Here is a 21467-nt window from a genome sequence, read left to right as displayed (position 1 = left end):
AGGGGACTTCCCTTCCGGGACGGTGTTCCGAGAAGCGGCACGAGCACGAGGCACCAGCCGGGCTGCGGCCTCGGCGATCGCCAGATCGCCACAGGCCGGGACGCGCCATTCGCGTCCCGGCCTTGTTGCTCCCCGCTCACCACGCGAATGTCTCAAGTGCTCTCAAGTGCCCACCCCAGGCGCTCAATATCGTCTCGCCCGTGCCCGAGACCCCCCGGCTGGGCCGCGTTCGCCGGGAGCCCTGGGGCGGACTGGAACTGTTCGGCCGTGCGCGTGATGGGCGAATCGAGGCGTCCAGGGCCGAGGAGCGGCTCAGACCGTCCCGCTCACGAAGGAGGGTGACCGTGTCGAAGGTGCCCCGCGGACTTCCTCTGAGCCGGGCTCCTACTACCGGCCGACGGAAGAGTTCCTGGCCGGAACGGTTGTCCAGGCGGAAGTGATGAGAATAGGTCGGTGGGGGCGCTGCCTCTGAGGGGCGCCCCCACGGCCGTGTCACTTCTCGGAAGGGGCCAGGCTGGTGTTCTCGACCTGCTTCGCGAGCCCGGGTCGTTCTTTGATCAGGTCGGCGCTGACCGGGTCCTGGAAGTACTTCTTGTAGAGCTTGAGGTACGTTCCGTCGTCGATCATCGCGTCGATCTGGGCGTCGATGTCCTTGCGCAGCTTCGGGTCGCCGTTCTTCCGGATGGGGAAGGCGGTGCCCTGGGGGGCTTCCCGTGTGACGGCGATGCGTACCGGCGACTTCGCGGCGTATGTGTCCGCGACGCCACCACCGAGAATGGCAGCGTCGACGCTTTTGGAGAGCAGCTGGGTGACGAGCGCTGTGTGGTCCTTGAAGTTCACCTTACGCACGTCCGGCATGCGCTGGTCCATATAGTCCTCCTGCACTGAGCCGCTGACGACCCCGACCCGCTTGCCGTCGAAGTCCGACAGCTTGGTCTGCTTGTCGCCCTTCTGGGTCAGGATTTTGGTGAAGCCCCAGTAGTACGGGGTGGTGAAGCCGACCTGCTTCCTGCGCTCGGGGGCGGCGATGAACCCGCCGACCCCGATGTCGTACTGGTTGGCGGTCAGGCCGGTGAGCGCGCCCTGCAGGCTCGTGGCCTTGTACTGGACCTTCACGCCGAGGCGCTTGGCTGCCTTGTTCATCAGATCGATAGCGAATCCGCTGGGCTTGCCCGACTCGTCGGTGACCGCGAAGGGCGGCTGCTCGGACACAGTGGCCGCGGTGATCACACCGGGCCTGACCAGGTTCTTGTACTTGGCTGCTCCGGCGTCTGCGGCATCGCTGTCGCCGCCGCAGGCTGTGAGGGGGAGCAGCAGCGCGGTGGTGACGGCACCGACGAGCAGTGATCTACGGGGGGTGCGCATGGCTAGGGCCTTCTGTGCTGGGAGGGCGGTTCAGAGGATTTGGGAGAGGAATAGGCGCAGCCGGGGGTGCTCGGCGGCGCCGAAGATCCGGTCGGGGATGCCGATCTCGGCGAGGCGGCTGTCGCACATGAAGGCGACGCGATCGGCGGCCTCACGGGCGAAGCCCATTTCGTGAGTGACGACGACCATGGTCATTCCGCCCGATGCGAGGTCCCTCATCACGGCGAGTACGTCCTTGACCAGTTCGGGGTCGAGCGCGGAGGTGGCCTCGTCGAAGAGCATCACCTCCGGCTCCATGGCGAGAGCGCGGGCGATGGCGACGCGCTGCTGCTGCCCGCCGGAGAGCCGACCGGGCCGCTGCCCGGCGAAGGCGGCGAGGCCGACCTCGTCGAGGTGACGGCGCGCAAGGGCGCGTGCCTGCTCGCGGCCCATGCCTTTGACGGCGGTCAGGCCGAGGGTGACGTTGCGCTCGACGCTCATGTGCGGGAAGAGGTTGAAGTGCTGGAAGACCGTGCCGATGCGGGAGCGGGCGGCGTCGACGTCCGCGTTCGGTGCGGTCAGGCAGGTTTCGCCAAGCCAGATCTCACCGCAGTCAGGGGTCTCCAGCAGGTTCAGACACTTCAGCAGGGTGGACTTGCCCGAGCCGGACGGGCCGATCACGCAGAGGGTCTCTCCGCGCTGCACATCGAGGGTGACCTCGCGTACCACGGTGTTGGAGCCGTAGCTCTTGCTGAGCCCTTTGACCTGCAGGGCGGCGAGGTCGTCCGGTGTCCGGGGCGCGGCTTCGGCCTTGGTTTCGGGCAGGGGGGCGGCCGGGTTCGGACCGGCGGTGGCAGGGGTCATCGGGCTTCTCCTCCGGCCGTCTGAAGCGGGGTGGTGGGCAGGTCCGGATCGGCCGAGGCCCGTGTCTTGTCGGGGCGGGGGCCTTCGCGCAGCCGTCTGTCCAGGTAGTTCACGAAGTAGGTCATGGGGATGGTCAGCGCGAGGTAGCAGACGCCCGCGGCGATCAGGGGCGAGGAGTTGTAGGTGCGGGCGACCTCCTCCTGGGCGATGAAGTAGAGCTCGCGCTGTCCGACGGCGAGGCCGAGGAGGTAGACGAGCGAGCTTTCCTTGATGTCCTTGACGAACTGGCCGGTCATGGCGGGCAGTACGCGGCGGATGCCCTGCGGCACCACAACCAGGCGCATCGCCTTGAGATAGCTCAGGCCGAGGCTGCGGGCGGCCTGCAACTGTCCGGCGTCGACGCTCTGGATGCCGGAGCGGAAGATCTCCGCGGTGTAGGCGCCGGAGATGATGCCGATCGCCAGGACCGCGTAGCCGAAGGGGTCGGTGCCGAAGGGGCGTATGCCGGCGGCGGGCAGGCCCACACCGACCAGCATCACCGTGATGATCACCGGAAGGCCGCGGAAGACGTCGACGTAGAGCCGGGCGGGCAGCCGCACGTACCAGCGGTTCGACAGGAGCAGCATCGCGGCCACCAGAGCGATCACGACTCCGAGCACGATGGCCCCTGCGGCGATCGTCAACGTGTTCAGCACGCCCTCGGTGATCAACCGCGGAAATGTCTGGGCTATCAGGTCCCAGTTGAAGAACGTGTCGGCCAGAGCATTCGAAGCCAAAGAGATAGGGGACGACGGGGTCATGACGACTCCTGACCAGGCGGGAAGGAGGAAACGGAGGCGTGGAACTCCGAGCGGACCGCCCCATCACCGTCGGCGGCGGAAAGGTCACGAAGTTTCCGGAACGCGGTGTGCGGGGCTCTCGGCTGGGGCTCAGTCGGCTGTGACTGGGCAGGCGTGGAACTCAAGGTGACCTCCTTGTGTGGTGGGAGAGGGAGCGCACGGCCGTCTTGCGGAGCACCGTGCCAGGGCGGTGTGTCGTGAAGTCGCCATCACGCAGTACGGGACGGCCGTTGACGAGGACGTGACGAGTGCCCACGGCATAAGACAGCGGTGCGTCAAAGGTGGCGGTGTCGCCGACCGTCTTGGGATCGAAGACGGCGAGGTCGGCGACCATTCCTTCGCTCAGGATGCCTCGGTCGGTGAGGCCGAGGCGAGCGGCGGGCAGCGCGCTCATCTTGCGGACGGACTCCTGGAGCGTGAGGACCTGGCCGTCGCGGGTGTACCGGGACAGGACCCGGGCGAACGCACCGAAGTGACGGGGGTGGGGGTTGCCGTCCGTGGCGGTGTCCAGTATCCAGCCGTCACTGACGACTGCGCTGCCGTGGTGGCGCAGCACGGTTTCCACATCCGCCTCGGACATTGCATGGTTGACGATCCAGACCTGGGCTTCGTGCGCGCGCAGTACGTCGAGGGATGCCTCGGCCGGATCGCGGCCAGTGGCAGCGGCGATGTCCTGGACCGTGCTTCCCACCCACGAGGAGTAGCGGCCCGGCGGCATCGCAGCGATGACGGTGCATTCGGGAAGGAAGGTGTGTCCGGCCTTCGCCCGGAGTTCCGAAGTGATCCCCTCGCGGGTCTTCGGATTCTCCAGTCGGGCGAGGAGCGCGTCGAGACCGCCGTCCAGCGCCCAGTCGGGAAGGCGCGAGGTGAGCCGGGTGGAGGAGGCGGCGTAGGGGTAGACATCGCACGCCACGTCCACTCCTTCCGCGACAGCGGAGTCGATGAGGGTCAGCGCCTCGTGCACCTTGCCGTGGTTGGCGGGACCCATGGCCTTGAGGTGCGAGATCTGAAGGCGCACGCCGCTGCGTCGGGCGGTTTCCAGAGCTTCGGTCACGGCCTCGACGAGATGGTCGCCCTCGTCGCGCACATGAGTGCTGTAGAGCAGTCCGGCCTGCCGAGCCTCGGTGGCCAGCGCCACGACCTCGTCGGTGTCGGCGAACGAGCCCGGGGCATAGATGAGTCCGGTGGAGAGACCGAACACCCCCTGTTCGGCAGCCCTGGCGAGGAGCTTGCGCATGAGGGCGGTCTCGTCGGCTGTCGCGGGGCGCCGTTCGGTGCCGACAGCGGCCACGCGGAGGGCCGCGTGGCCGACGAGGGCGGCGAGATTGACGCACGGTTCGGCTTCCTCCACCGCGCGTGCGAATCCGTCGAAGTCCTCCCAGGGCATGTCGGCGGTGCTCCGGTCGACGCGTGCGAGCGTGGTGTCCCACGCATGTCGCCGCTCGGGGGTGATGGGGAAGGGGGAAGCGCCGCAGTTGCCCGTGACGATGGTGGTGACGCCCTGTCTGATGCACGCTTCGGCGCTGGGCGCGTCGCACACGGTGTAGTCGGCGTGCGAGTGCAGGTCGACAAAGCCGGGCGCGACGACGTGGCCGGTGCAGTCGAGCACCTCCCGTGCGGTGGCGTGAGGCGTGGCCCGTCCGAGGAAGACGATGCGGTCGCCCCGGATGCCGACGTCGGCCCGTCGGGCCGGGCCGCCGGTGCCGTCGATGACGGTGCCGCCGACGGCGAGTACATCGAATTCGTTCAATTTTCTTCCTTCGCAGTGGAGTTCGGTGCGGGCACCTGGCAACGCAGGACGGTCAGGTGAGCCGTACGAGGATGGGGGCGTACATGACCGCTGCCGGGATGAGGAGCATCCAGCCGCCCGAGAGCAGCGTCCTGAGCCGGGTGCCTTCGGCAAGGCCGAGAGCGCCGAGCATGTTCGCGTTGGGGTGGGGGCCGTAGGTGTCGGCCTTCGATCCCCGGTCAGTGCCACGACCAGGCTTCTGTCTGTACAAGTCGCGCGTGGGTCGGGGTGCTGTCCACGTCACTGAAGAGGAGTGCGTCTGCCTGGTCGACGCCGCTTTCCGCCAGGATCTCGACGAGGGTCTGTTCCGGGCGTACCGCGGCGAACCGTATGTCCGATTCGCGTGTGGTGAAGCCGTGTACGGCGGGCCGGGCGAGGCTGTTGTACGACCAGGGGGAGGAGAAGTAGTAGCCGCCGGTGTCCAGCAGCGCCACGACGTCCCCGGGTGCCAGTTCGGGCAGCTTGCGTCCGCGGGCTACGAGGTCCCCGGCGAAACAGCACGGGCCCGCGACATCCTGGGCCCGCTCCGGAGCACGTTTGGGCCTGCCGTCGGAGTCGTACACAGCGATCCGCAGCGGCCACGCCTCCGGCATGAAGACGGTGCGGGTGGCGATGTGCGCGCCCGCGTGTGTCAGCGCGACGCGGCGGCCGCCGGTGTCTTTGGTGTACTCCACGACCGCGGCCGTGAAGCCGTTCTTGGCGACCAGTGAACGACCGAACTCGGTTACCAGGTCGTAGCGCCCGCCCAGGAGTTCGGGAACGGAGGCGCGCAGCTGCCGGACGTAATCTGCGTAGGTCGGGCGGATCTCGTCGTCGTCAAAGTTGACCGGCAGGCCGCCGCCGATATCCAGACTGGTCACCTGCTGCCGGCCCGCCATCTCGTTGATCTCCTCGGCGAGTTCGTACACTGCGCGCACTCCCTGGCCGATGAGTCCCAGGGAGCAGCCCTGCGAACCGACGTGCACGTGCAGCCGAGTGAGCCAGGGCCGCTCGGCGAAAGCCTTGAGGATGCGTTTCCGTGCTCCGGCATCTTGCAGTGGCACGCCGAACTTCGAGCTGAGCGAGGCGGTGCTCATCGCGTCGATGGCTCCGGCGCCGACCTGTGGGTTGATCCGCAGCCCGAGCACCGAGGTGCTCTCGCTCACAGCGAGTAGTTCTCCGATGCGGTCCAACTCGGGAAAGTTGTCGGCGTTCACCGCCACTCCCAAGGCGAGCGCGTGGACCAGCTCGGCACGGGTCTTCGCGGGTGAGTCCAGCACGATGCGTTCCGGCGGGAAGCCGGCAGCGACGGCCTGGGCGAACTCGCCCGGGCTGGCGACCTCGCACCCCATGCCGGACCGGGCGAGCAGTCGCAGCACGGGGACCAAAGGCGCGGCCTTGGCGGCGAACGTGTGCAGCACTGGTGCGTCGCCAAAGGCCCGTCGGAGGTCGCGCACGGACTCCTGGATCCCGTCGGCGTCCAAGAACCCCGCCGCCACATGGGCGGGGCCGATCAGACCGGACCGCACCGCCTCGCGGACAGCTCGGTCACGCTGCTGTCGACCGCCTTCACTGTCTTGATCGACTTGCGCAATCCTCACGATCTCGGACCTCCTCGGTGCCCCAAGAGTGTTCGGGCCACCAGAATCGGCAGGCTTCGTGGAACGACTACCGATACGCAGGATTCCGTCACGGCGGGCGAATGACGGGGGTCTTTACGCAGCTCGTACACCGTGATAACTAGAGGCATGTCGCACGATTCCGTCGATGAGAAAGACCTGGAGCTGATCCATGCGCTCCAGCTCTCCCCGCGCGCCTCCTGGGCTCAGATGGCCGGGGCGCTCGCGCTCGATCCGGTGACTGTGGCACGCCGTTGGGAGCGGCTGGCCGAGGCAGGACTGGCGTGGGTCACTTGTGTGGCCGGCACGGCCCTGCACAGCGAGTTCTGCATGGTGTACATCGAGATCGATTGCACTCCCGGCCGGCTGGACGACATTGCCACCGCGTTGAGTGCCGAGCCCCACGTGCGCTACGTCCACCACCTCACAGGCATGTACGGGCTGCTGGTCGTGGCGACGTTGCGCACATCCGCGGAGGTGTCGGCGTACCTGCGCGGCACGGTAGGGCAGCTGTCCGGTGTCCGGGCGTATCGAGCGGAGATACGGACCGTGGGCTACGGCGAGCCGAGCCGATGGCGTCTGCGCAGCCTCGAACTGTCACAGCGACGCGCATTGGGGCTGGCCAGTACACCGTCCACGACGGTGGGAGGTGCCCGGATGGACGCTGTGGACCAGAAGCTGTTCCGGCTGCTGCACGAGGATGGCCGCATGTCCTACACCGCGATCGCCGACCGCGCCGGGATCAGCGAGCCCACCGCGCGCCGCCGCGTCAAGCGCCTGCTGACCAGCCGGTTGCTCAGGCTGCGCTGCGAGATGGCGCAGTCCCTGTCGGGCTGGCCGCACTCGGCCGTACTGTGGGCGAGCGTGGCACCGCAGCACCTGGAGTCCACGGCACGCTCACTTACGGCGCTCCCTGACGTACGCCTGTGCTGCGCCCTTACGGGAGAGCGGAACCTCCTGCTGATGGTCTGGCTGCGATCGCTCGGAAATCTGCCGCAACTGGAGGCGACGATCACAGAGCGCTCTCGAGATCTCTCCATCGTGGACCGGGCCGTCTGCCTGCACACCGTGAATCACATGGGCCGACTGCTCGACAGCGAGGGGCGCAGCGTCGGGTATGTGGCGCCCAATGTGGGGGACTTCCTGGACTGAAGCTTCCCCTTGATCGTGGACGCCTGGAGACTGGGACGTGCGAGCACAGAGAGCGCTTCCGCCGGCGTCTCGCGAGCGGCAAGGACGTGCGTATTCGGCTGAAGTCCCTCGGTTGCTGACGGGGCCGCATCGTTCACCAGCCCCTCTGCCGGCGGGGCTGGCGCGGTGGCTGGCCACATGTGATCGCTTCACGTAGGTGGCGACGCCTTCGGTCTCGGTCAGGACGGTGACTCCGCGCAGATTCCAGGAGGTGGCCATGCCCGGCGCGATGAGCCAGTAGAGGGTGTTGCAGCGGTCTTTGATGACGGCGCCGGACTGCTTACCGAGGATGTCCAGGGTGCGTTCGCCGATGTCCTCCGCCGCCCGGACCGCGTCCCACCATCGGCCTGTCGGTAAGGCCTCAGGATCGGGTCCGTTCGGCGGTGTCCACTGCTCGGCTCTGCTCGTCATGGTCGACTCCCATGCACGGACGGTTCACTGACCGTCACATCGTGTCGACCACGCCCTGCACCGAGTTGCACAGAACAGTGCAACTCGACCACGACCGCGCGTGCTACAGACCAATCCACTGCGCGAACTCGGCAAGCTCACCGCTACGCGACCGGTCACGCGACCGCAGCGTCACCACAGCCTCCCGCACGGTCGGGTGATAACGCGTCTGCTGAGGGGCCGTACGGCGGGCCCGTTGCAAACAGCGCAGCGCCTCATCCGCATCCTCCGTCCACACGTTGGCCCTGCCCAGGTCCAACCAGTGATGCCCGGCCCGGGACCGATCCCAGCCCTTGGGAAACCGAACCCCCTGCGCCAGCTCCACCGCCTGCCCGTACTCGTCCAGATCGCAAGCGATCGCGACAGCGTGCACTCCTACGTTCGTCGGGCCCCACCCGACGCCGTAGGCGGCGGTCTCCCCGGTCCGCTCCGCGAGCGCGCGGGCCTCGGACACGCGCGCGTCCACCGCGTCGGCGTCCCCCATCCGTCCGGCGATCACCGCCGCCCGCAGCTGAAGCACGCCGGTCATCGCGGCCAGACCCGTCGCGTTGCGGGAGTCCAGTCCGGCCATGTCCCGTAACGTGCCGTCCACCACCCGCATCCCCAGGTCGTACCGGCTGGAGGACAGCGTGGTCTGGGCCCGCAGATACCCGTACATGGCAGCCAGCCCCGGCTCGTCAGCCCGGGGCGCCGCCCACGCCAGACGTTGCAGGGCGATGGTGGCCAGGTCCACGTACCCGAAGGACCAGGCCAGCGTGAACACGCACCGGAACGCCCACGCCAGACACTCATGCCCCTGCCGCCGCTCCTCACCACTGGTCGTGTGGATGGCCTGCACACACTCATCGATGAGCGCAGGCAGATCGACGGCCATCGGCAGATACTCAGCCTGCCGACGCTGGACCAGCACCTTCTCCATGTCGGCCCGGATCAACGCGACGGGGCGGGCAGGCACCTGCCAATCGAGGGGGATGTCCCAGTTCTCCATGCTGACCCGGATCGGCTGTATCACCTCATCCAGCCGCTCACGCCGCAGTTCCTGGGTGTACGGCTGCCCGAGAAGGTCCGAGGTGGTGACGCTCAGCGCCCGCGCGCAGGCGGCGATCAGCGAGGGCGAGGCGGGCTTCTGACCGCATTCGACCTTGGACAGCAGGGACTTCGAGACATTGGCACGCATCGCCAGACCCTGCTGGGTCAGACCACGCTCACGGCGAGTGCGAGCGATCCGTGCACCGGTGTGTTCCTCGTTGCTCTGCGGCATGCTGAACTCCGTTCTGCCCTGGACACTCAGAACGGTACCCGCGGCCCACCCGGTAGCCACGGCTGAACGACCCCATTCCGGTGGGGGCCGTCGCGCATCCTTGACACGACGAAGTCCCTCCCGTGACCGAAGGCCGGACGAGGGGCACAGCACCGAGCGCCAGCGGTGAGTTACAACCTTCTCCACAGGATCAAGGCGGCTCGCTCCGCTCCCCGCGCGGCCCGGCCCCGGCCGGGCCTGCGCTCATGTCTCCGCCCCGCTCCAGCCCGACCGCCGCCCGTGCCGCGCACACAGCAAGCAGCCGCTTGACCTCAGAGATTGATGCCTCCGGCGGGGGCGCTCAGACTCCGGGATGGACGGGGCGCCATACGCGAGTGCCAGTTATTGGTGGCGTGCGCGGGAGCTCCCATCCCGTCTGCCGTCGACCCAGGCAGACGGGATGGGAGCCGGGGTGGGTTGAGGAGGGCAAGCCGGTTACACGCAAGGAAGACGGGAAAATGAGACATACGAGCAACTCTGCGCCCGTAGCATGCCACTCATGGCATCAGACGAAGTCACCAGAGAGCGCAATCCTTTCCTCGAAGCCGTTGGGCGAGTGACACTCGCTGGCGCCCGCCTTGATAGCAGCTTGCGTAACCTGCTTACTTCCCTCGCCTTCGAACCCACTCTGATCGCATATGCCAACTCGGAGGGCACGGATCGCCTCATTGATCTGTGCAAACTAGCTCTTCAAATCAGAGCAGTTCCACCAGAGGATGAGGCGGAAGTGAAGAGATGCCTGGCCAGAGCCCACGACCTGAAAAACAAGCGCAACCATGTCGTGCACTCGATCTTCCTCCCAGAAGAAGAGGGTGAAGGATTCCAGGCGCTCAAGCCCCTGAGGAAGTCCATCGGCATGTCGACTACCCCCATCACCATTGCCGCCATGGAGGAAACGGCCACTGAGATCGAAGCCCTTCTATCGGATCTATTCAGGGCAGGATGGAACGCCCGTTCCCATCAAATGGGAACGCCCAGAATCCCTGAACCGGCACCCGGAGAAGTAGCCGGGAAGGTACAACAAGGATCAATCCGACACCACCGGCCATGAGTCCGGTTCCGCGCCACTTGCGCGCCAGAACGGGGGACCGATCCGTCTGGCACAGGTCGGACTTCCGATGAGTAGCAGCCCACAGCGACTTCTGATATCTCCAGTGCTTCGCTGCGGCCACCCGGGTCACGCTATAGCAGCACTTCGACCGCGCGTCCACCTGAATTGACAGAATCTTTAGTGGAGTTATCAACTATGCTGCATGGCTATTTTTTACCGCGCTCGAAGCACCTACCCCTTTTCCGACAAAATCCTTTCGGTTAACAGGCGAGGGAAGACGTACGCCAGGATGGCAGCCGACTGCGACAGCGAGCGCTCATCAGCGTGGTGGAACAACAATGCGAATTACGACATGGAGCACCCACCCGCACCCAAGTACATCCCCTCGATCGCCAAAACTCTGGGTATTTCACAGCGCGAGGTAGCGGAGATGATCACAGAGCAGTGGTACGGGGTGTGCCCTGATGACAAGATCCCCAATCACTTGCGCTCCCTGGTTGCCGCGCTGCGTCGGATTGAGTCCGAAGATCTCCCCGTAGTTGAAAATCTGGTCCACCATCTAAGCCACAAGCACTCAGCGAAGATCACGCTCGAAATGAGGCTGAGCCAAGGTTTGGAGCGAAAAGGGGAGCAGGTACAGCAGCCGAGTCCGGCAACCACCGCAACTACCCCCAACAACCCCAGACAGCCATCTGACCAGCCGGACAGACCTCAGCAACCGGCCCCGCCCGCAGTTCGGGATGAAGTGCGGACCGCACCGGATGCGCACCAGATAGAGCGGTAATCAGCGGTCAATGACGGGTGCTGCGGCAGACACGACAGCTTGCCGTCAGTGCTCGTTTGCCCTGGTCAGCGAGGTGATCCGTGTCAACCGCCCCGTGATTCCCAAGCTCAGGTTCTGTCCAGCGCCACGCAAGGCCCAGGCCGCGCAGTGTCTAGAGCTGACGGTTGCCGATGGGGTCGAGCAGACTGTCCATGTGGACTCGGGAATCGCAGCGATCTTGAGGGCAGTAGTTGGGGCGTTGGGTACCGGCGGTGCAGCTGTTGTTACGGGGTTGTGGGCGGCCAAGACCGCGCAGCACCAGGCGGCGGCCCAAGACGCGCAGGCAAGGCGTCAGCTGCGTGCCGAACATGTCCGAGAGCGTCGCGGGCCGCGCAGCAAGGCGTACGCGGACTTCGTCGCACAGGCGCGTGTCATCGAGAGGGCGCTAGGCAGGTACCAGGACTCGCACATCCTAGAGATGGGGCAATTCAATCAAGAAGTTGACAAACTCGACTACTTGGGGGTGCAGGTGTTGCTAGAGGGGCCGCCATCCGTCATTCGTCCCTCACAAGACTTGATCAGCTGCGCCCATCGATGCATGAAGCCGCTTCGAGTCTCCATTGCGGCGCTTCATGAGTTCGGCGATGAGTCAAGCGAGTACGCTGCAGCGAAGAGCGCGGTGGCCGATGTCGGCTTCGAGCTCATCGCGGAAGTGAAGGGTTTCGCTGAGGCCGCGCGGCGCGTCCTCGACGACGATGGGGCCGGACAGGCCGACGCTTCGGTCGGCGTCGCGCAGGTCGCTACGACGGCTACCGTCGGTCGGGACGCCGTGGCCGACTCGGGCTGACATCCACGGTCGACATCAACGGCAGCAGACAACGGCGCAATTGCACAGATGTTGACGGAAGATCGTCGGCCAATCAGGCCTTGTCCAACTCGGAGTGACCCAGCCTGCGATCGAACTCCTAAAGCGGGTGTCGCAGGTTCGAATCCTGCCGGGGACACGCCTAAGCAGCAGGTCAGAGGTCCTGTCGCCCATGGGGGCGACAGGACCTCTGGCTTCCGGCACGTACGCCAGAGCTACCACGGACAGCTGATCCTGGGCAGCGGGCGGCCTCACCCCGCGACCCCGGTTGGAGCAGCAGTTCGGGCTCCAACTTCGGGTCGCCGCCGGTGTTCACCGCTCGTCACGGATGCGTGGCCAGCGGATCGAGGAACGTCAGCACGGAGGCGTCTTCCTCGATCAGCGGGGCGAGGGCCGCGTTGAACGGGGCGCCGTACGGGGCGTTCAGGTGCGCCGTGAAGGCGTCCTCGTCCCGGTAGACCTCGAAGATCCAGTAGGCGCGCGGGTTCGCCGCCTTGGTGTAGACGTCGAAGGCCAGATTGCCTTCCTCCTCACGCACCTTCCAGGCGTAGTCCCGGATCAGGCGGGCGACCTCGTCCTCCGCTCCCTCTCGGGCCGTGAACTCGGCGAGCAGGGTTTTCGTCATGGTTCCTCGTCCTTGTCAGGGGGTTGAGTCGAGGTGCCGGACGACGTCCTCGTCCGTCGTGAACTGCGCCAGCTGGTCCTGCCACGGCGGGTTGGGCCCGGCAACCGAGCAGGTCAGGGCCGCGACCTTCGTGGCGAACAGGCAGGCCGCCTCGACATCGTCGAGACGCAGGTCCGTCAGCCTGCCGCCGAGAAGGCCGTGGGTGCCGAGGTGGTGCAGCAGTCCGGCGGTGAAGGAGTCTCCCGCGCCGACCGTGTCGACGACCGGCGTCGCCACCGCGGGCACCCGCACCCGCTCCCCGTCGAGTGAGGCCACGGCGCCGTCGGCACCGCGGGTGATCACGACGAGCCGCGCCCCCGCCGCATGCCAGGTGTCGCACGCCTGCTCGGGGGGCGTCCCGGGAAGGAGGAGGTTCAGGTCGTCCTCGCTCAGCCTCAGCACGTCCGCGAGGCCGCACCAGTGCGCCAGCCGGGCACGGTAGACCTCGGGGCGCACCAGGAGCGGGCGGAGATTGGGGTCGATGCTGATGGTGGCCCGGGGTGCCGCCGCTGCCAGGAAGTCCTCCACCACGGCCGCCCCGGGCTCCTTGACCAGGGCCAGTGATCCGGTGTGGACGCAGGCCGTGTCGGCCAGGTCCACTCCGGCCAGTTCCGCGCTCGTCCACTGCCAGTCGGCGGTGGCCTGGGCGTGGAAGGAGAACGCGGCCCGGCCCTGGGCGTCCAGCTCGGCCACGGCCAGTGTGCTGGGCTCGGCAGCCTCGATGACGTGCGACAGGTCCACGCCGGACGCCTCCAGGTGGGCTCGGAAGAGGCGGCCGAACACGTCGCCGGACAGCCGGGCGAGGAAGCGAGCCGGGCTGCCCAGGCGGGCCAGGGCCGCCGCCGTGTTGGCTGGTCCGCCGCCCGGCAGGACACGCAGGGCGAGCTCGTTCCGGGCCCTCGCCGATTCGGCGAACGCGTCGGCGACGCACTCCCCCAGGACGGTGATCTGACGCGGGTGCATGGGCGGCTCTTCTCTTGGGGCGCGTCTTCTCTTGGGTCGCGACAGCGGCAGCGGCAGCGGCCGCCGGCGCGCTGGCGGAAACGGGCACCTGACGGGCAGAACCCGGATCGCTTCGGGCGGGCGACGGTCACGGTGTTGCCGATTTGTGACCGGTAGAAGGCATTGACGTTGCCTGAAGGCGGAGTCCATCATCCTCGCCAAGAAGTGTCAACGATGACATAAGTCAACGATGACACCCCGGGCGGCATGCCTCGGCGCCTACCGCTTCGCCCGCAATCCCGCAGGAGTCGTTCATGTCACGCACCTCTCATCTCCCCTCCTCCCTCCTCAGAGCCGCCGCGTGCACGGGCGTCGCGGCCCTCACCCTGACTGCCTGTGGCTCCGGATCCGGATCGGGCACCGCGAGCACCGGATCGGGCGACGTCAAGGTCGGTCTGATCACCAAGACCGACACCAACCCGTTCTTCGTGAAGATGAGGGACGGCGCGGAGAAGGCCGCCAAGGAGAACGGCGTCAAACTGTCCACCGCCGCAGGCAAGTTCGACGGGGACAACGCCGGGCAGGTCACCGCCGTCGAAAACATGGTCGCCTCCGGGGTGAAGGGCATCCTGATCACCCCCAGCGACTCGAAGGCGATCGTGCCCGCGCTCGAGAAGGCCAAGGCCAAGGGTGTCCTGGTCATCGCCCTGGACACCCCGACCGACCCGGAGAGCGCGGTCGACGCCCTCTTCGCCACGAACAACCTCAAGGCCGGCGAGCTGATCGGCGAGTACGCCAAGGCCGCCATGAAGGGCAAGAAGGCGAAGATAGCCACCCTCGACCTCGCGCCGGGCATTTCCGTCGGCGTCCAGCGGCACAACGGCTTCCTGAAGGGCTTCGGCATCAAGAAGGGCGACTCCTCCGTCGTCTGCTCCCAGGACACCGGCGGCGACCAGTCCAAGGGCCAGACCGCGATGGAGAACTGCCTGCAGAAGGCCCCCGGCATCAACGTCGTCTACACCATCAACGAGCCCGCCGCCCTGGGCGCGTACACCGCGCTCAAGGCCAAGGGCCGGGAGAAGGACGTGCTGATCGTCTCCGTCGACGGCGGCTGCACCGGTACCCGGGCCGTCAAGGACGGCAAGATCGCCGCGACCTCGCAGCAGTACCCGCTGAAGATGGCCGCCGAGGGCGTCAAGGCCGTCGTGACGTACGCGAAGGACGGCAAGAAGGCGTCGGGCTACACCGACACCGGCGTCACCCTGATCACGGACAAGGCGCAGGCCGGGGTCACTTCCAAGGACACCGCCTACGGCCTGGAGAACTGCTGGGGCTGAGCCGCCGCCCCGGTTGCCGCCGTTCGGCACCCCTCAGCGGGGCGGCCGGCCTCCTCCCCGACCGGAGGGCGGCCGCTCCCTCGTCCTCTTGCCCTCCGGCGAGGACGGACAAGGACTTCTGTCTTCCGACAAGGACCTCGCATGACTGCCACGTCCACGCCACCCTCCACGTCCACGCCGTACGCGGAGCTCAAAGCGCCGACCACGGTCCGCAGACTGCTCACGCAGCCGACCACCGGCCCGCTGGTCGCCTTCCTCGCGGCCTGTGTCTTCTTCTCCGTCTCGACCGACCAGTTCCTCACCGGCGGGAACTTCTCGCTGATCGTGCAGCAGGTCATGGTCGTCGGCACATTGGCCATCGGCCAGACCCTGATCATCCTCACCGCGGGCATCGACCTGTCCTGCGGAGCGGTCATGGCGTTCGGCAGCATCGTGATCGCCAAGATGGCCGCCGAGGGCACCGTGCCACCGCTCGCCGCCATCGCGCTGGGCCTGATCGTCTGCGGCGGCTTCGGCATGCTCAACGGGGCACTGGTGAAGAAGATCCCGCTGCCGCCGTTCATCGTCACCCTCGGCATGCTCAACGTGGCGTTCGCACTGACCCACATCTACTCCGAGGAGCAGACGGTCAGCAGCCTGCCCGGCCCGTTGACGGCCCTCGGGCGGACCTTCCCGCTCGGCAGGACCGACATCACCTACGGCTCGCTGGTCACCATCGCTCTGTTCCTCCTTCTCGCCTACGCGCTGAGCAGCACCAGCTGGGGCCGGCACGTCTACGCCCTGGGCAACAGCCCGGAAGCGGCGCGGCTGAACGGGATTCGCACCTCCCGCCTGACCATCGGCGTCTACACCGTGGCCGGCCTGATGTACGGCATCGCCGCCCTGCTGCTCGTCTCCCGCACCGGAGTCGGTGACCCGCAGGCCGGGCAGACCGACAACCTCGACAGCATCACCGCCGTCGTCCTCGGCGGCACCAGCCTCTTCGGCGGACGCGGATCGGTCCTGGGCACGTTCATCGGCGTCCTCATCGTCGGCGTCTTCCGCAACGGGCTCCAGCTGATGGGCGTCGCCTCGATCTACCAGACCCTCATCACCGGAATCCTGGTGATCCTCGCGGTGACCGTCGACCAGATCTCCCGGAGGAAGGCCCGATGACCACCACCACTTCGACCCCCATCCTCCAGGCCCGCGGTCTGGTCAAGCGCTACGGCCATGTCACCGCCATCGACGGCGCCGACTTCGACCTGCTGCCCGGCGAGGTCCTCGCCGTCATAGGCGACAACGGCGCCGGCAAGACCAGCCTCATCAAGGCCCTCACCGGCGCGGTAGTACCGGACGAGGGCGAGATACGCCTCCACGGCAAGCCGATCCAGTTCTCCGGCCCGCAGAGCGCACGCGCCCACGGCATCGAGACGGTCTATCAGGACCTCGCCGTGGCGGCCTCCATGGACATCGCCTCCAACATGTTCCTCGGCCACGAGCTGCGCCGCCCGGGCATCCTCGGCAGCGCCTTCCGCATGCTCGACAAGAAGCGCATGCGTCAGGAGGCCGCCGAGCACATGGCCGACCTGAAGATCGGCCTGCGCTCGCTGACCCAGGCGGTCGAGACCCTCTCCGGCGGGCAGCGGCAGGCCGTGGCGGTCGCCCGCGCGGTCGCCTGGGCCCGCAGCGTCGTCGTCATGGACGAACCCACGGCCGCCCTCGGCGTCAAGGAGTCCGGACAGGTCCTCGACCTGATCCGCCGCGTCCGCGACAAGGGCATGCCGGTCGTCCTGATCAGCCACAACATGCCCCACGTCTTCGAGATCGCCGACCGTATCCACGTCCACCGGCTCGGCCGGCGTGCCGCCCTGATCAATCCCTCCGACTACTCCATGGCGGAGGTCGTCGCGATCATGACCGGCGCGCTGAGCGTCGACGAGGCCGGCGGTACTGTCGTAGCGGATTCCGAGGCCGCGAAGGCCGCCGGAGTACAGGCCACCTGACAGCGCAACCCCGCTCTCCCCTGTTCCGGTCGAGGCCGCGGCCCGGAACCCGAGAGCACCCAGGAGACGGTTTCCTCCATGGCAGCGAGCCGCCGCCCCACCTTGGCCGATGTCGCCCGAGAAGTAGGTGTCAGCGCCAAGACGGTCTCCCGAGTCCTCAATGAGGACGGGCCCGTCTCGGCGCGGACACGGGAACAGGTACTCGCCGCGGTGACCAGGTTGGGCTTCCAGCCGAACCTCATGGCCCGCAACATCCGCGTCGGCGGTCCGGACACCACCATAGGGCTGGTCGTCCCCGACCTGGCCAACCCCTTCTTCGGAGCCGTGGCCCGCGGTATCGAGGACACGGTCCGGGACCGCGGGCTGACGCTGCTCATGGGGTCGTCCGCGGACGACCCCGAGCGCGAACGCGCCCTGACGGCCCAGTTCCTCGCCCGGCGCGTCAGCATCCTGATCGTCGTGCCGTCCGTCGGCGTCGACCACTCCGACCTCAAGTCGCACCGTACGGCGGGGCTGCCCGTCGTCTTCCTCGATCGCCCGGGGGTCGGCCTGTCCACGGACAGCATCGTGAGCTCCAACCGGGCGGGGGCCCAAGAGGGCGTCGCCCACCTGATCGCCCACGGTCACCGCCGCATCGGGTTCGTCGGCGACCTGCCCGTCAAGCTGTACACCCGCCGCGAACGCCTCGCCGGATACCGCGCGGCCTTGCAAGAAGCCGACATCACCTACGATCGCTCGCTGGTAGCCAGCGCACACGACCAGCCGGGGGCCGAGGTGGCGACCTCACAACTCCTCGCCCTGGCCGATCCCCCCACGGCCCTGTTCGCCGGAAACAACATCATGGCGCTCGGTATCGTCGCCGAACTCACCCGCGGCAAGCGCAAGGACGTAGCCGTCGTCGCCTTCGACGACGTGTCACTCGCCGAGGCTCTGGAACCGGCCCTGACCGTCGTCGCGCAGGACCCCGCGAAACTCGGCCGCAGCGCCGCGGCCACGGCCCTCGCCCGCCTCGACGGCGACCGCTCGCGGGCCCGCACCATCACCGTTCCCACCCGGCTGATCATCCGGGGCTCGGGGGAGCGGCCCGCGCCCGAAGCAGCGGGCACGGCGTGATCAGGCGAACAGCCGGGAGCCGAGGGGGTGTTGGCGGTCGAAGCCGGGGAGGATGAGGAAGGTCGCGCTGGCCGTTGTGGTGGTGAATCGCAGCAGCGCGTCGGCGGTGTCCATGTGGGTGAGGGTGGCGGTGAAGGTCCGCAGGTCGTTCTGGAAGCTGATGAAGAGCAGGCCGGGGGCGGGCTCGTCGGTGCTGTAGGAGCGGCGGAGCATGAGGCCGGCGCCGACCACGGAGGGGTTCGCCCTGCGCACGTGGGCGTCCGCGGGGACGAGATAGCGTCCGTCCGGGGTCTTGGCGCCGAGGTTCGGGCCCGAGGCGACGGGGCCGCCGGAGAGGGGGACGCCGCTGGCCCGGCGCCGCCCGAAGACCGCCTCCTGCTCGGCTACGGACAGGGCGGCGAACCGCGGCAGGTCGAGTTCCATGCGCCGCAGTACGGCGAGGGTGCCACCGGCGACCGCGGGGGGCCCGGCCAGCCACAGGTCGCGTCGTTGTTCGGCGGTCGTGTGCGGGCCGACGATGCCGTCGATGAAACCGAGCGGGTTGCGTGGCGCGGTGAGGCCGTTGCCGATGGGCACGTTCGCACCGCGGCGTGCGGACTGCCGCCAGCGTTCGTGGATGCGGTCACCGGCCTGGTCCAGGAGCGCGGCGGCGACGACCGGTAGGAGCAGCGCGTCGCCGGCGCAGATCTGTATCAGCAGGTCGCCGCCGCGTGCCCGCGGGGCGATCCGCTCGCGGGAGAATCGCGGGAGGTCGGTCGCGCCGGGCAGCGAGGCACCGGCCGTGCGCACCAGCCGGGGACCCACGCCGACGGTCACGGTGAGGTCGCCCGGCGGCAGGCCCAACAGCCGCGGGTCGGTCCCCGCGACGAGTGCGCGGATGGCCTGGCCCAGGTCGGCCAGTAGCGGGCCGGGAGCCACGGTGGCGCCGAGGTCGGCCACCACGGCCAGCAGGTTGCGCTGGGCCGGCTGGGGGAGCGTGATGCCTGCCTGATGCCGGCCCGTCGCCGCAACCGGCGTCGGCGTGGCCGCGGCGGTAGGGGCGTGCCGACCTGGCCGGGCGGAGTCCGATGTGCACCCGGCGGTCAGGCCGGCGGCCACCATGGCGCCGGTGACATCGAGGAACGCGCGGCGCGACGGGTGGTGATCGGCTCGATGCATGGGGTGCAGGGTGCCACACCCGAATCGTGCGTGCCGGTCAATCTCACCAATTATGGCGGGGAATTGGGGCGTTCTGCCAGACTGGGATCATGCCTCGATCAGCTCTTCGCGTGGTGGCCGCCGTACTGGTCACGCTGGCACTGGTGGTCGGGTGCAGCGGCGGGGATGGCGGATCGGGCAAAGGCCGGCGACCGGCCGGTGCGCAGGTGACGATCCGCGTGCCTGCCGATGCCCCGACCATCTCGGATGCGGTGTCCTTGGCCCGGCCCGGTGACCTGGTGCTGGTCGCTCCGGGCGTGTACCACGAGTCGGTGAAGATCAATACGGCTCGCATCACTCTGCGCGGCGCGTCCCGGCACAAGGTCGTCATCGACGGGCGGTTGCGGCAGCCGAACGGTGTCGTCGTCGCGGCGCCCGGGGTGGCCGTGGAGAACCTGACCGTGCGGAACAACACGCAGAACGGGGTGCTGGTCACCGGTTCGGCGGCGGCCGCCGCCGGGCTGCCGGGGCAGAGCGGCGGCTACGACACCGGCGATGAGCCCGTCACCCTCCTGAAGTCCTTCCTGGTCTCGTATGTGACAGCGACCCGCAACGGTCTGTACGGCATCTACGCGTTCTCCGCGCAGAACGGTGTCATCGAGCATTCGTACGCGTCAGGCGGGGCCGACTCGGGGATCTATGTCGGGCAGTGCAAGCCGTGTCACATCGTGGTGCGGGACAACGTCGCCGAACTCAACGCGGTCGGTTACGAAGGCACCAACGCCAGCGGCGACATGTACGTGGTCCGCAACCGTCTGGTCGGCAACCGGGTCGGCCTGACCACCAACTCCGACCACCAGGAGAAGCTGCTCCCGCAGCGGGGCGCCGTCATCGCGGGCAATCTGATCGCCGCCAACCAGCAGCGGGCCACCCCGCAGCAGGCCGACGGCGGGTGGGGCACCGGCATCGGCATCGACGGCGGCAGCGACAACCAGTTCGTCCGCAACCGCATCGCCGACAACAGCAACGCCGGGCTGGTGATCACCGCGACCGCCGACATTCCGTCGGTCGGCAATCAGATCGTGGACAACACGTTCACCGGCAACGGCGTCGACGTCGGCTGGACGTTCCCCACCGCCGCGCGGGGACGGGGCAACTGCCTGCGCGGCAACGATCTGCGCACCACCGTGCCCGCCCGGCTCGCGACCACCGCGTCCTGTCCGCTGCCGTCCAAGTCGCCCTCGCCGGCCGGCACGTGGGCGACGCCGACCGCGCCCGGTGGCATCCCGTTCACCGAGGTCGCGGCCCCTGGTCGACAGCCGCAGTTCCCCCACGCCACCACTACGGGCGCCACCACGGTCCCGGCCGTTCCGGCCCCGCCGGACACGGCAGGCATCCCGCTGCCGTCGGCCTCCCTGCTTGCCGCGGACGCACGGGTGCGGGCGTCCTGAACAGCGGCTACCGGGTCGGGGTGACTCCGGGTACCGGCTTGACCGGAAGGTACTTCTGGGTGTCGAAATCGATGACCACCGGCTGCGCCTCGGAACCCACCCTGAGGCGGACCCGGTGCATGGTTCCGTCCGAGCCGACCCAGTAGCGCACCCTGCCCGCCGTACCGGAGTGGCCGCGGGAGGACGGCCCGGCCATGACGTCCACCCGATGTCCGTCCACCCGGTCCCGTCGCAGCCACGTGGCGCCGTTCTGCGGCAGCAGTTCGGCGTTGTCCGGCCGGTCGCTGCCGAGACCGAGTGCGATGGCCAGCGAACTGTCCAGCGCGCTGCCGGACGACTGGAGCGGACGGCCGTACCAGCCCGAGCGGGGCGGCGACGCGGGTGCGCGCGCCGGGGCGTTCGCCATCGGGTGGACGAACACCGAGGTGGCCGTCCACTCGATCAGGCCGTCGCTGGAGGTGTCGCGCCCGGTGCCGTGCACCACGCCGTAACCGAGCTCGCGTTGGTAGTCGACGGACCCGATCACGGTCAGTCGACCGGCGGTGCCCGGCACGGTGATCGTCACCGCGCGGCCGTGCGCCTGGTAGTTACGGAACCGCATGATCGCCAGCCGGTTCGCCTCATCCGACGTCAGTGCGCGCGGGCCGCTGGGGCCTGAGCCGCCGTCGGCAGCCAGGAACGCGGCCACCGCGACGGCCGCTACGCCGATGACGGCTGCCGCCCAGCGTGGTCGCAGCCATCGGCGGCGGTCAGCCGCACGGGCTGGTCGAGCTTGCTGGGTTCT

General features: G+C 68.3%; 19 protein-coding genes. 9 read left to right on the top strand and 10 right to left on the bottom strand.

Annotation, left to right across the window (positions count from 1 at the left end):
• Positions 1-492: 492 nt before the first annotated feature.
• The 5 genes from LCH29_RS01735 to LCH29_RS01715 all read right to left on the bottom strand — a co-directional run bounded on the left by LCH29_RS01735 (position 493) and on the right by LCH29_RS01715 (position 6416).
• Positions 493-1365 (bottom strand): substrate-binding periplasmic protein, encoded by an 873-nt coding sequence (locus tag LCH29_RS01735; protein WP_446459868.1) that lies wholly within the window; start codon positions 1363-1365, stop codon positions 493-495.
• Positions 1366-1395: 30 nt separating this feature from the next.
• A complete protein-coding gene (locus LCH29_RS01730; protein ID WP_446459867.1) occupies positions 1396-2208 on the bottom strand; it encodes an amino acid ABC transporter ATP-binding protein in 813 nt (270 codons plus the stop codon).
• Entirely contained in the window at positions 2205-2984 is a 780-nt protein-coding gene (locus tag LCH29_RS01725) for an amino acid ABC transporter permease (protein ID WP_446459866.1), read from the bottom strand. Before LCH29_RS01725 ends, LCH29_RS01730 begins: the two co-directional genes overlap by 4 nt.
• Positions 2985-3168: 184 nt before the next feature.
• Positions 3169-4797, bottom strand: a complete 1629-nt coding sequence (locus LCH29_RS01720; protein ID WP_446459865.1) for an N-acyl-D-amino-acid deacylase family protein — start codon at positions 4795-4797, stop codon at positions 3169-3171.
• 218 nt (positions 4798-5015) lie between these two features.
• Complete coding sequence (locus LCH29_RS01715; RefSeq protein ID WP_446459864.1) at positions 5016-6416, bottom strand: diaminopimelate decarboxylase; 1401 nt, start codon at positions 6414-6416, stop codon at positions 5016-5018.
• A 147-nt stretch (positions 6417-6563) separates the two neighbouring features.
• Between LCH29_RS01715 and LCH29_RS01710 the strand changes: the two genes are divergently transcribed.
• Positions 6564-7586: an Lrp/AsnC family transcriptional regulator gene (locus tag LCH29_RS01710; RefSeq protein ID WP_446459863.1), complete on the top strand. Its 1023-nt coding sequence runs from the start codon at positions 6564-6566 to the stop codon at positions 7584-7586.
• Between the two features lie 553 nt (positions 7587-8139).
• Here the strand turns inward: LCH29_RS01710 and LCH29_RS01705 are convergent.
• Positions 8140-9336, bottom strand: a complete 1197-nt coding sequence (locus tag LCH29_RS01705; RefSeq protein WP_446459862.1) for a helix-turn-helix domain-containing protein — start codon at positions 9334-9336, stop codon at positions 8140-8142.
• Between the two features lie 538 nt (positions 9337-9874).
• On the opposite strand from LCH29_RS01705, the gene LCH29_RS01700 reads away from it, so the two are divergent.
• The 3 genes from LCH29_RS01700 (at position 9875) to LCH29_RS01690 (ending at position 12036) form a co-directional block, all read left to right on the top strand.
• Entirely contained in the window at positions 9875-10426 is a 552-nt protein-coding gene (locus LCH29_RS01700) for a hypothetical protein (protein ID WP_446459861.1), read from the top strand.
• A 289-nt stretch (positions 10427-10715) separates the two neighbouring features.
• Positions 10716-11210, top strand: coding sequence for a hypothetical protein (locus LCH29_RS01695; protein ID WP_446459860.1), 495 nt, complete (start codon positions 10716-10718; stop codon positions 11208-11210).
• Positions 11211-11220: 10 nt separating this feature from the next.
• Positions 11221-12036 carry a hypothetical protein gene (locus LCH29_RS01690; protein ID WP_446459859.1) on the top strand — a complete coding sequence of 272 codons (816 nt, stop codon included), beginning with the start codon at positions 11221-11223 and terminating at the stop codon, positions 12034-12036.
• A 340-nt stretch (positions 12037-12376) separates the two neighbouring features.
• Here the strand turns inward: LCH29_RS01690 and LCH29_RS01685 are convergent, their stop codons facing one another.
• Both LCH29_RS01685 and LCH29_RS01680 read right to left on the bottom strand, forming a co-directional pair.
• A complete protein-coding gene (locus LCH29_RS01685) occupies positions 12377-12679 on the bottom strand; it encodes a putative quinol monooxygenase (RefSeq protein WP_446459858.1) in 303 nt (100 codons plus the stop codon).
• A 15-nt stretch (positions 12680-12694) separates the two neighbouring features.
• Complete coding sequence (locus LCH29_RS01680) at positions 12695-13681, bottom strand: carbohydrate kinase family protein (RefSeq protein ID WP_446459857.1); 987 nt, start codon at positions 13679-13681, stop codon at positions 12695-12697.
• 293 nt (positions 13682-13974) lie between these two features.
• Between LCH29_RS01680 and LCH29_RS01675 the strand changes: the two genes are divergently transcribed.
• From LCH29_RS01675 to LCH29_RS01660, 4 genes are all read left to right on the top strand, one after another.
• Positions 13975-14997 carry a substrate-binding domain-containing protein gene (locus tag LCH29_RS01675; protein ID WP_446459856.1) on the top strand — a complete coding sequence of 341 codons (1023 nt, stop codon included), beginning with the start codon at positions 13975-13977 and terminating at the stop codon, positions 14995-14997.
• 141 nt (positions 14998-15138) lie between these two features.
• On the top strand, positions 15139-16152 hold the full coding sequence (locus LCH29_RS01670; protein WP_446459855.1) for an ABC transporter permease: 1014 nt from the start codon (positions 15139-15141) through the stop codon (positions 16150-16152).
• Positions 16149-16982, top strand: coding sequence for an ATP-binding cassette domain-containing protein (locus LCH29_RS01665; RefSeq protein ID WP_446459854.1), 834 nt, complete (start codon positions 16149-16151; stop codon positions 16980-16982). Before LCH29_RS01670 ends, LCH29_RS01665 begins: the two co-directional genes overlap by 4 nt.
• Before the next feature lie 78 nt (positions 16983-17060).
• Entirely contained in the window at positions 17061-18095 is a 1035-nt protein-coding gene (locus LCH29_RS01660) for a LacI family DNA-binding transcriptional regulator (RefSeq protein WP_446459853.1), read from the top strand.
• Here LCH29_RS01660 and LCH29_RS01655 read toward each other — a convergent pair whose 3' ends face one another.
• Positions 18096-19253, bottom strand: a complete 1158-nt coding sequence (locus LCH29_RS01655) for a Dyp-type peroxidase (protein ID WP_446459852.1) — start codon at positions 19251-19253, stop codon at positions 18096-18098.
• Between the two features lie 89 nt (positions 19254-19342).
• On the opposite strand from LCH29_RS01655, the gene LCH29_RS01650 reads away from it, so the two are divergent.
• Positions 19343-20683: a right-handed parallel beta-helix repeat-containing protein gene (locus LCH29_RS01650; RefSeq protein WP_446459851.1), complete on the top strand. Its 1341-nt coding sequence runs from the start codon at positions 19343-19345 to the stop codon at positions 20681-20683.
• Between the two features lie 7 nt (positions 20684-20690).
• On the opposite strand, the gene LCH29_RS01645 is transcribed toward LCH29_RS01650, so the two are convergent.
• Positions 20691-21371 (bottom strand): hypothetical protein, encoded by a 681-nt coding sequence (locus LCH29_RS01645; protein WP_446459850.1) that lies wholly within the window; start codon positions 21369-21371, stop codon positions 20691-20693.
• Between the last annotated feature and the right edge of the window lie 96 nt (positions 21372-21467).

It is taken from the genome of Streptomyces sp. BRA346 (genome assembly GCF_052851135.1).
Note: the sequence above shows the minus strand (reverse complement) of the source record. Positions and strands in the feature narration are given on the sequence as shown.

Bases quoted from the DNA above. Each gene is read 5' to 3' on its own strand.
- LCH29_RS01735 (WP_446459868.1), bottom strand. From the start codon at position 1,365: ATGCGCACCCCCCGTAGATCACTGCTCGTCGGTGCCGTCACCACCGCG.
- LCH29_RS01730 (WP_446459867.1), bottom strand. From the start codon at position 2,208: ATGACCCCTGCCACCGCCGGTCCGAACCCGGCCGCCCCCCTGCCCGAA.
- LCH29_RS01710 (WP_446459863.1), top strand. From the start codon at position 6,564: ATGTCGCACGATTCCGTCGATGAGAAAGACCTGGAGCTGATCCATGCG.
- LCH29_RS01705 (WP_446459862.1), bottom strand. From the start codon at position 9,336: ATGCCGCAGAGCAACGAGGAACACACCGGTGCACGGATCGCTCGCACT.
- LCH29_RS01700 (WP_446459861.1), top strand. From the start codon at position 9,875: ATGGCATCAGACGAAGTCACCAGAGAGCGCAATCCTTTCCTCGAAGCC.
- LCH29_RS01695 (WP_446459860.1), top strand. From the start codon at position 10,716: ATGGCAGCCGACTGCGACAGCGAGCGCTCATCAGCGTGGTGGAACAAC.
- LCH29_RS01690 (WP_446459859.1), top strand. From the start codon at position 11,221: ATGACGGGTGCTGCGGCAGACACGACAGCTTGCCGTCAGTGCTCGTTT.
- LCH29_RS01685 (WP_446459858.1), bottom strand. From the start codon at position 12,679: ATGACGAAAACCCTGCTCGCCGAGTTCACGGCCCGAGAGGGAGCGGAG.
- LCH29_RS01680 (WP_446459857.1), bottom strand. From the start codon at position 13,681: ATGCACCCGCGTCAGATCACCGTCCTGGGGGAGTGCGTCGCCGACGCG.
- LCH29_RS01675 (WP_446459856.1), top strand. From the start codon at position 13,975: ATGTCACGCACCTCTCATCTCCCCTCCTCCCTCCTCAGAGCCGCCGCG.
- LCH29_RS01670 (WP_446459855.1), top strand. From the start codon at position 15,139: ATGACTGCCACGTCCACGCCACCCTCCACGTCCACGCCGTACGCGGAG.
- LCH29_RS01665 (WP_446459854.1), top strand. From the start codon at position 16,149: ATGACCACCACCACTTCGACCCCCATCCTCCAGGCCCGCGGTCTGGTC.
- LCH29_RS01660 (WP_446459853.1), top strand. From the start codon at position 17,061: ATGGCAGCGAGCCGCCGCCCCACCTTGGCCGATGTCGCCCGAGAAGTA.
- LCH29_RS01655 (WP_446459852.1), bottom strand. From the start codon at position 19,253: ATGCATCGAGCCGATCACCACCCGTCGCGCCGCGCGTTCCTCGATGTC.
- LCH29_RS01650 (WP_446459851.1), top strand. From the start codon at position 19,343: ATGCCTCGATCAGCTCTTCGCGTGGTGGCCGCCGTACTGGTCACGCTG.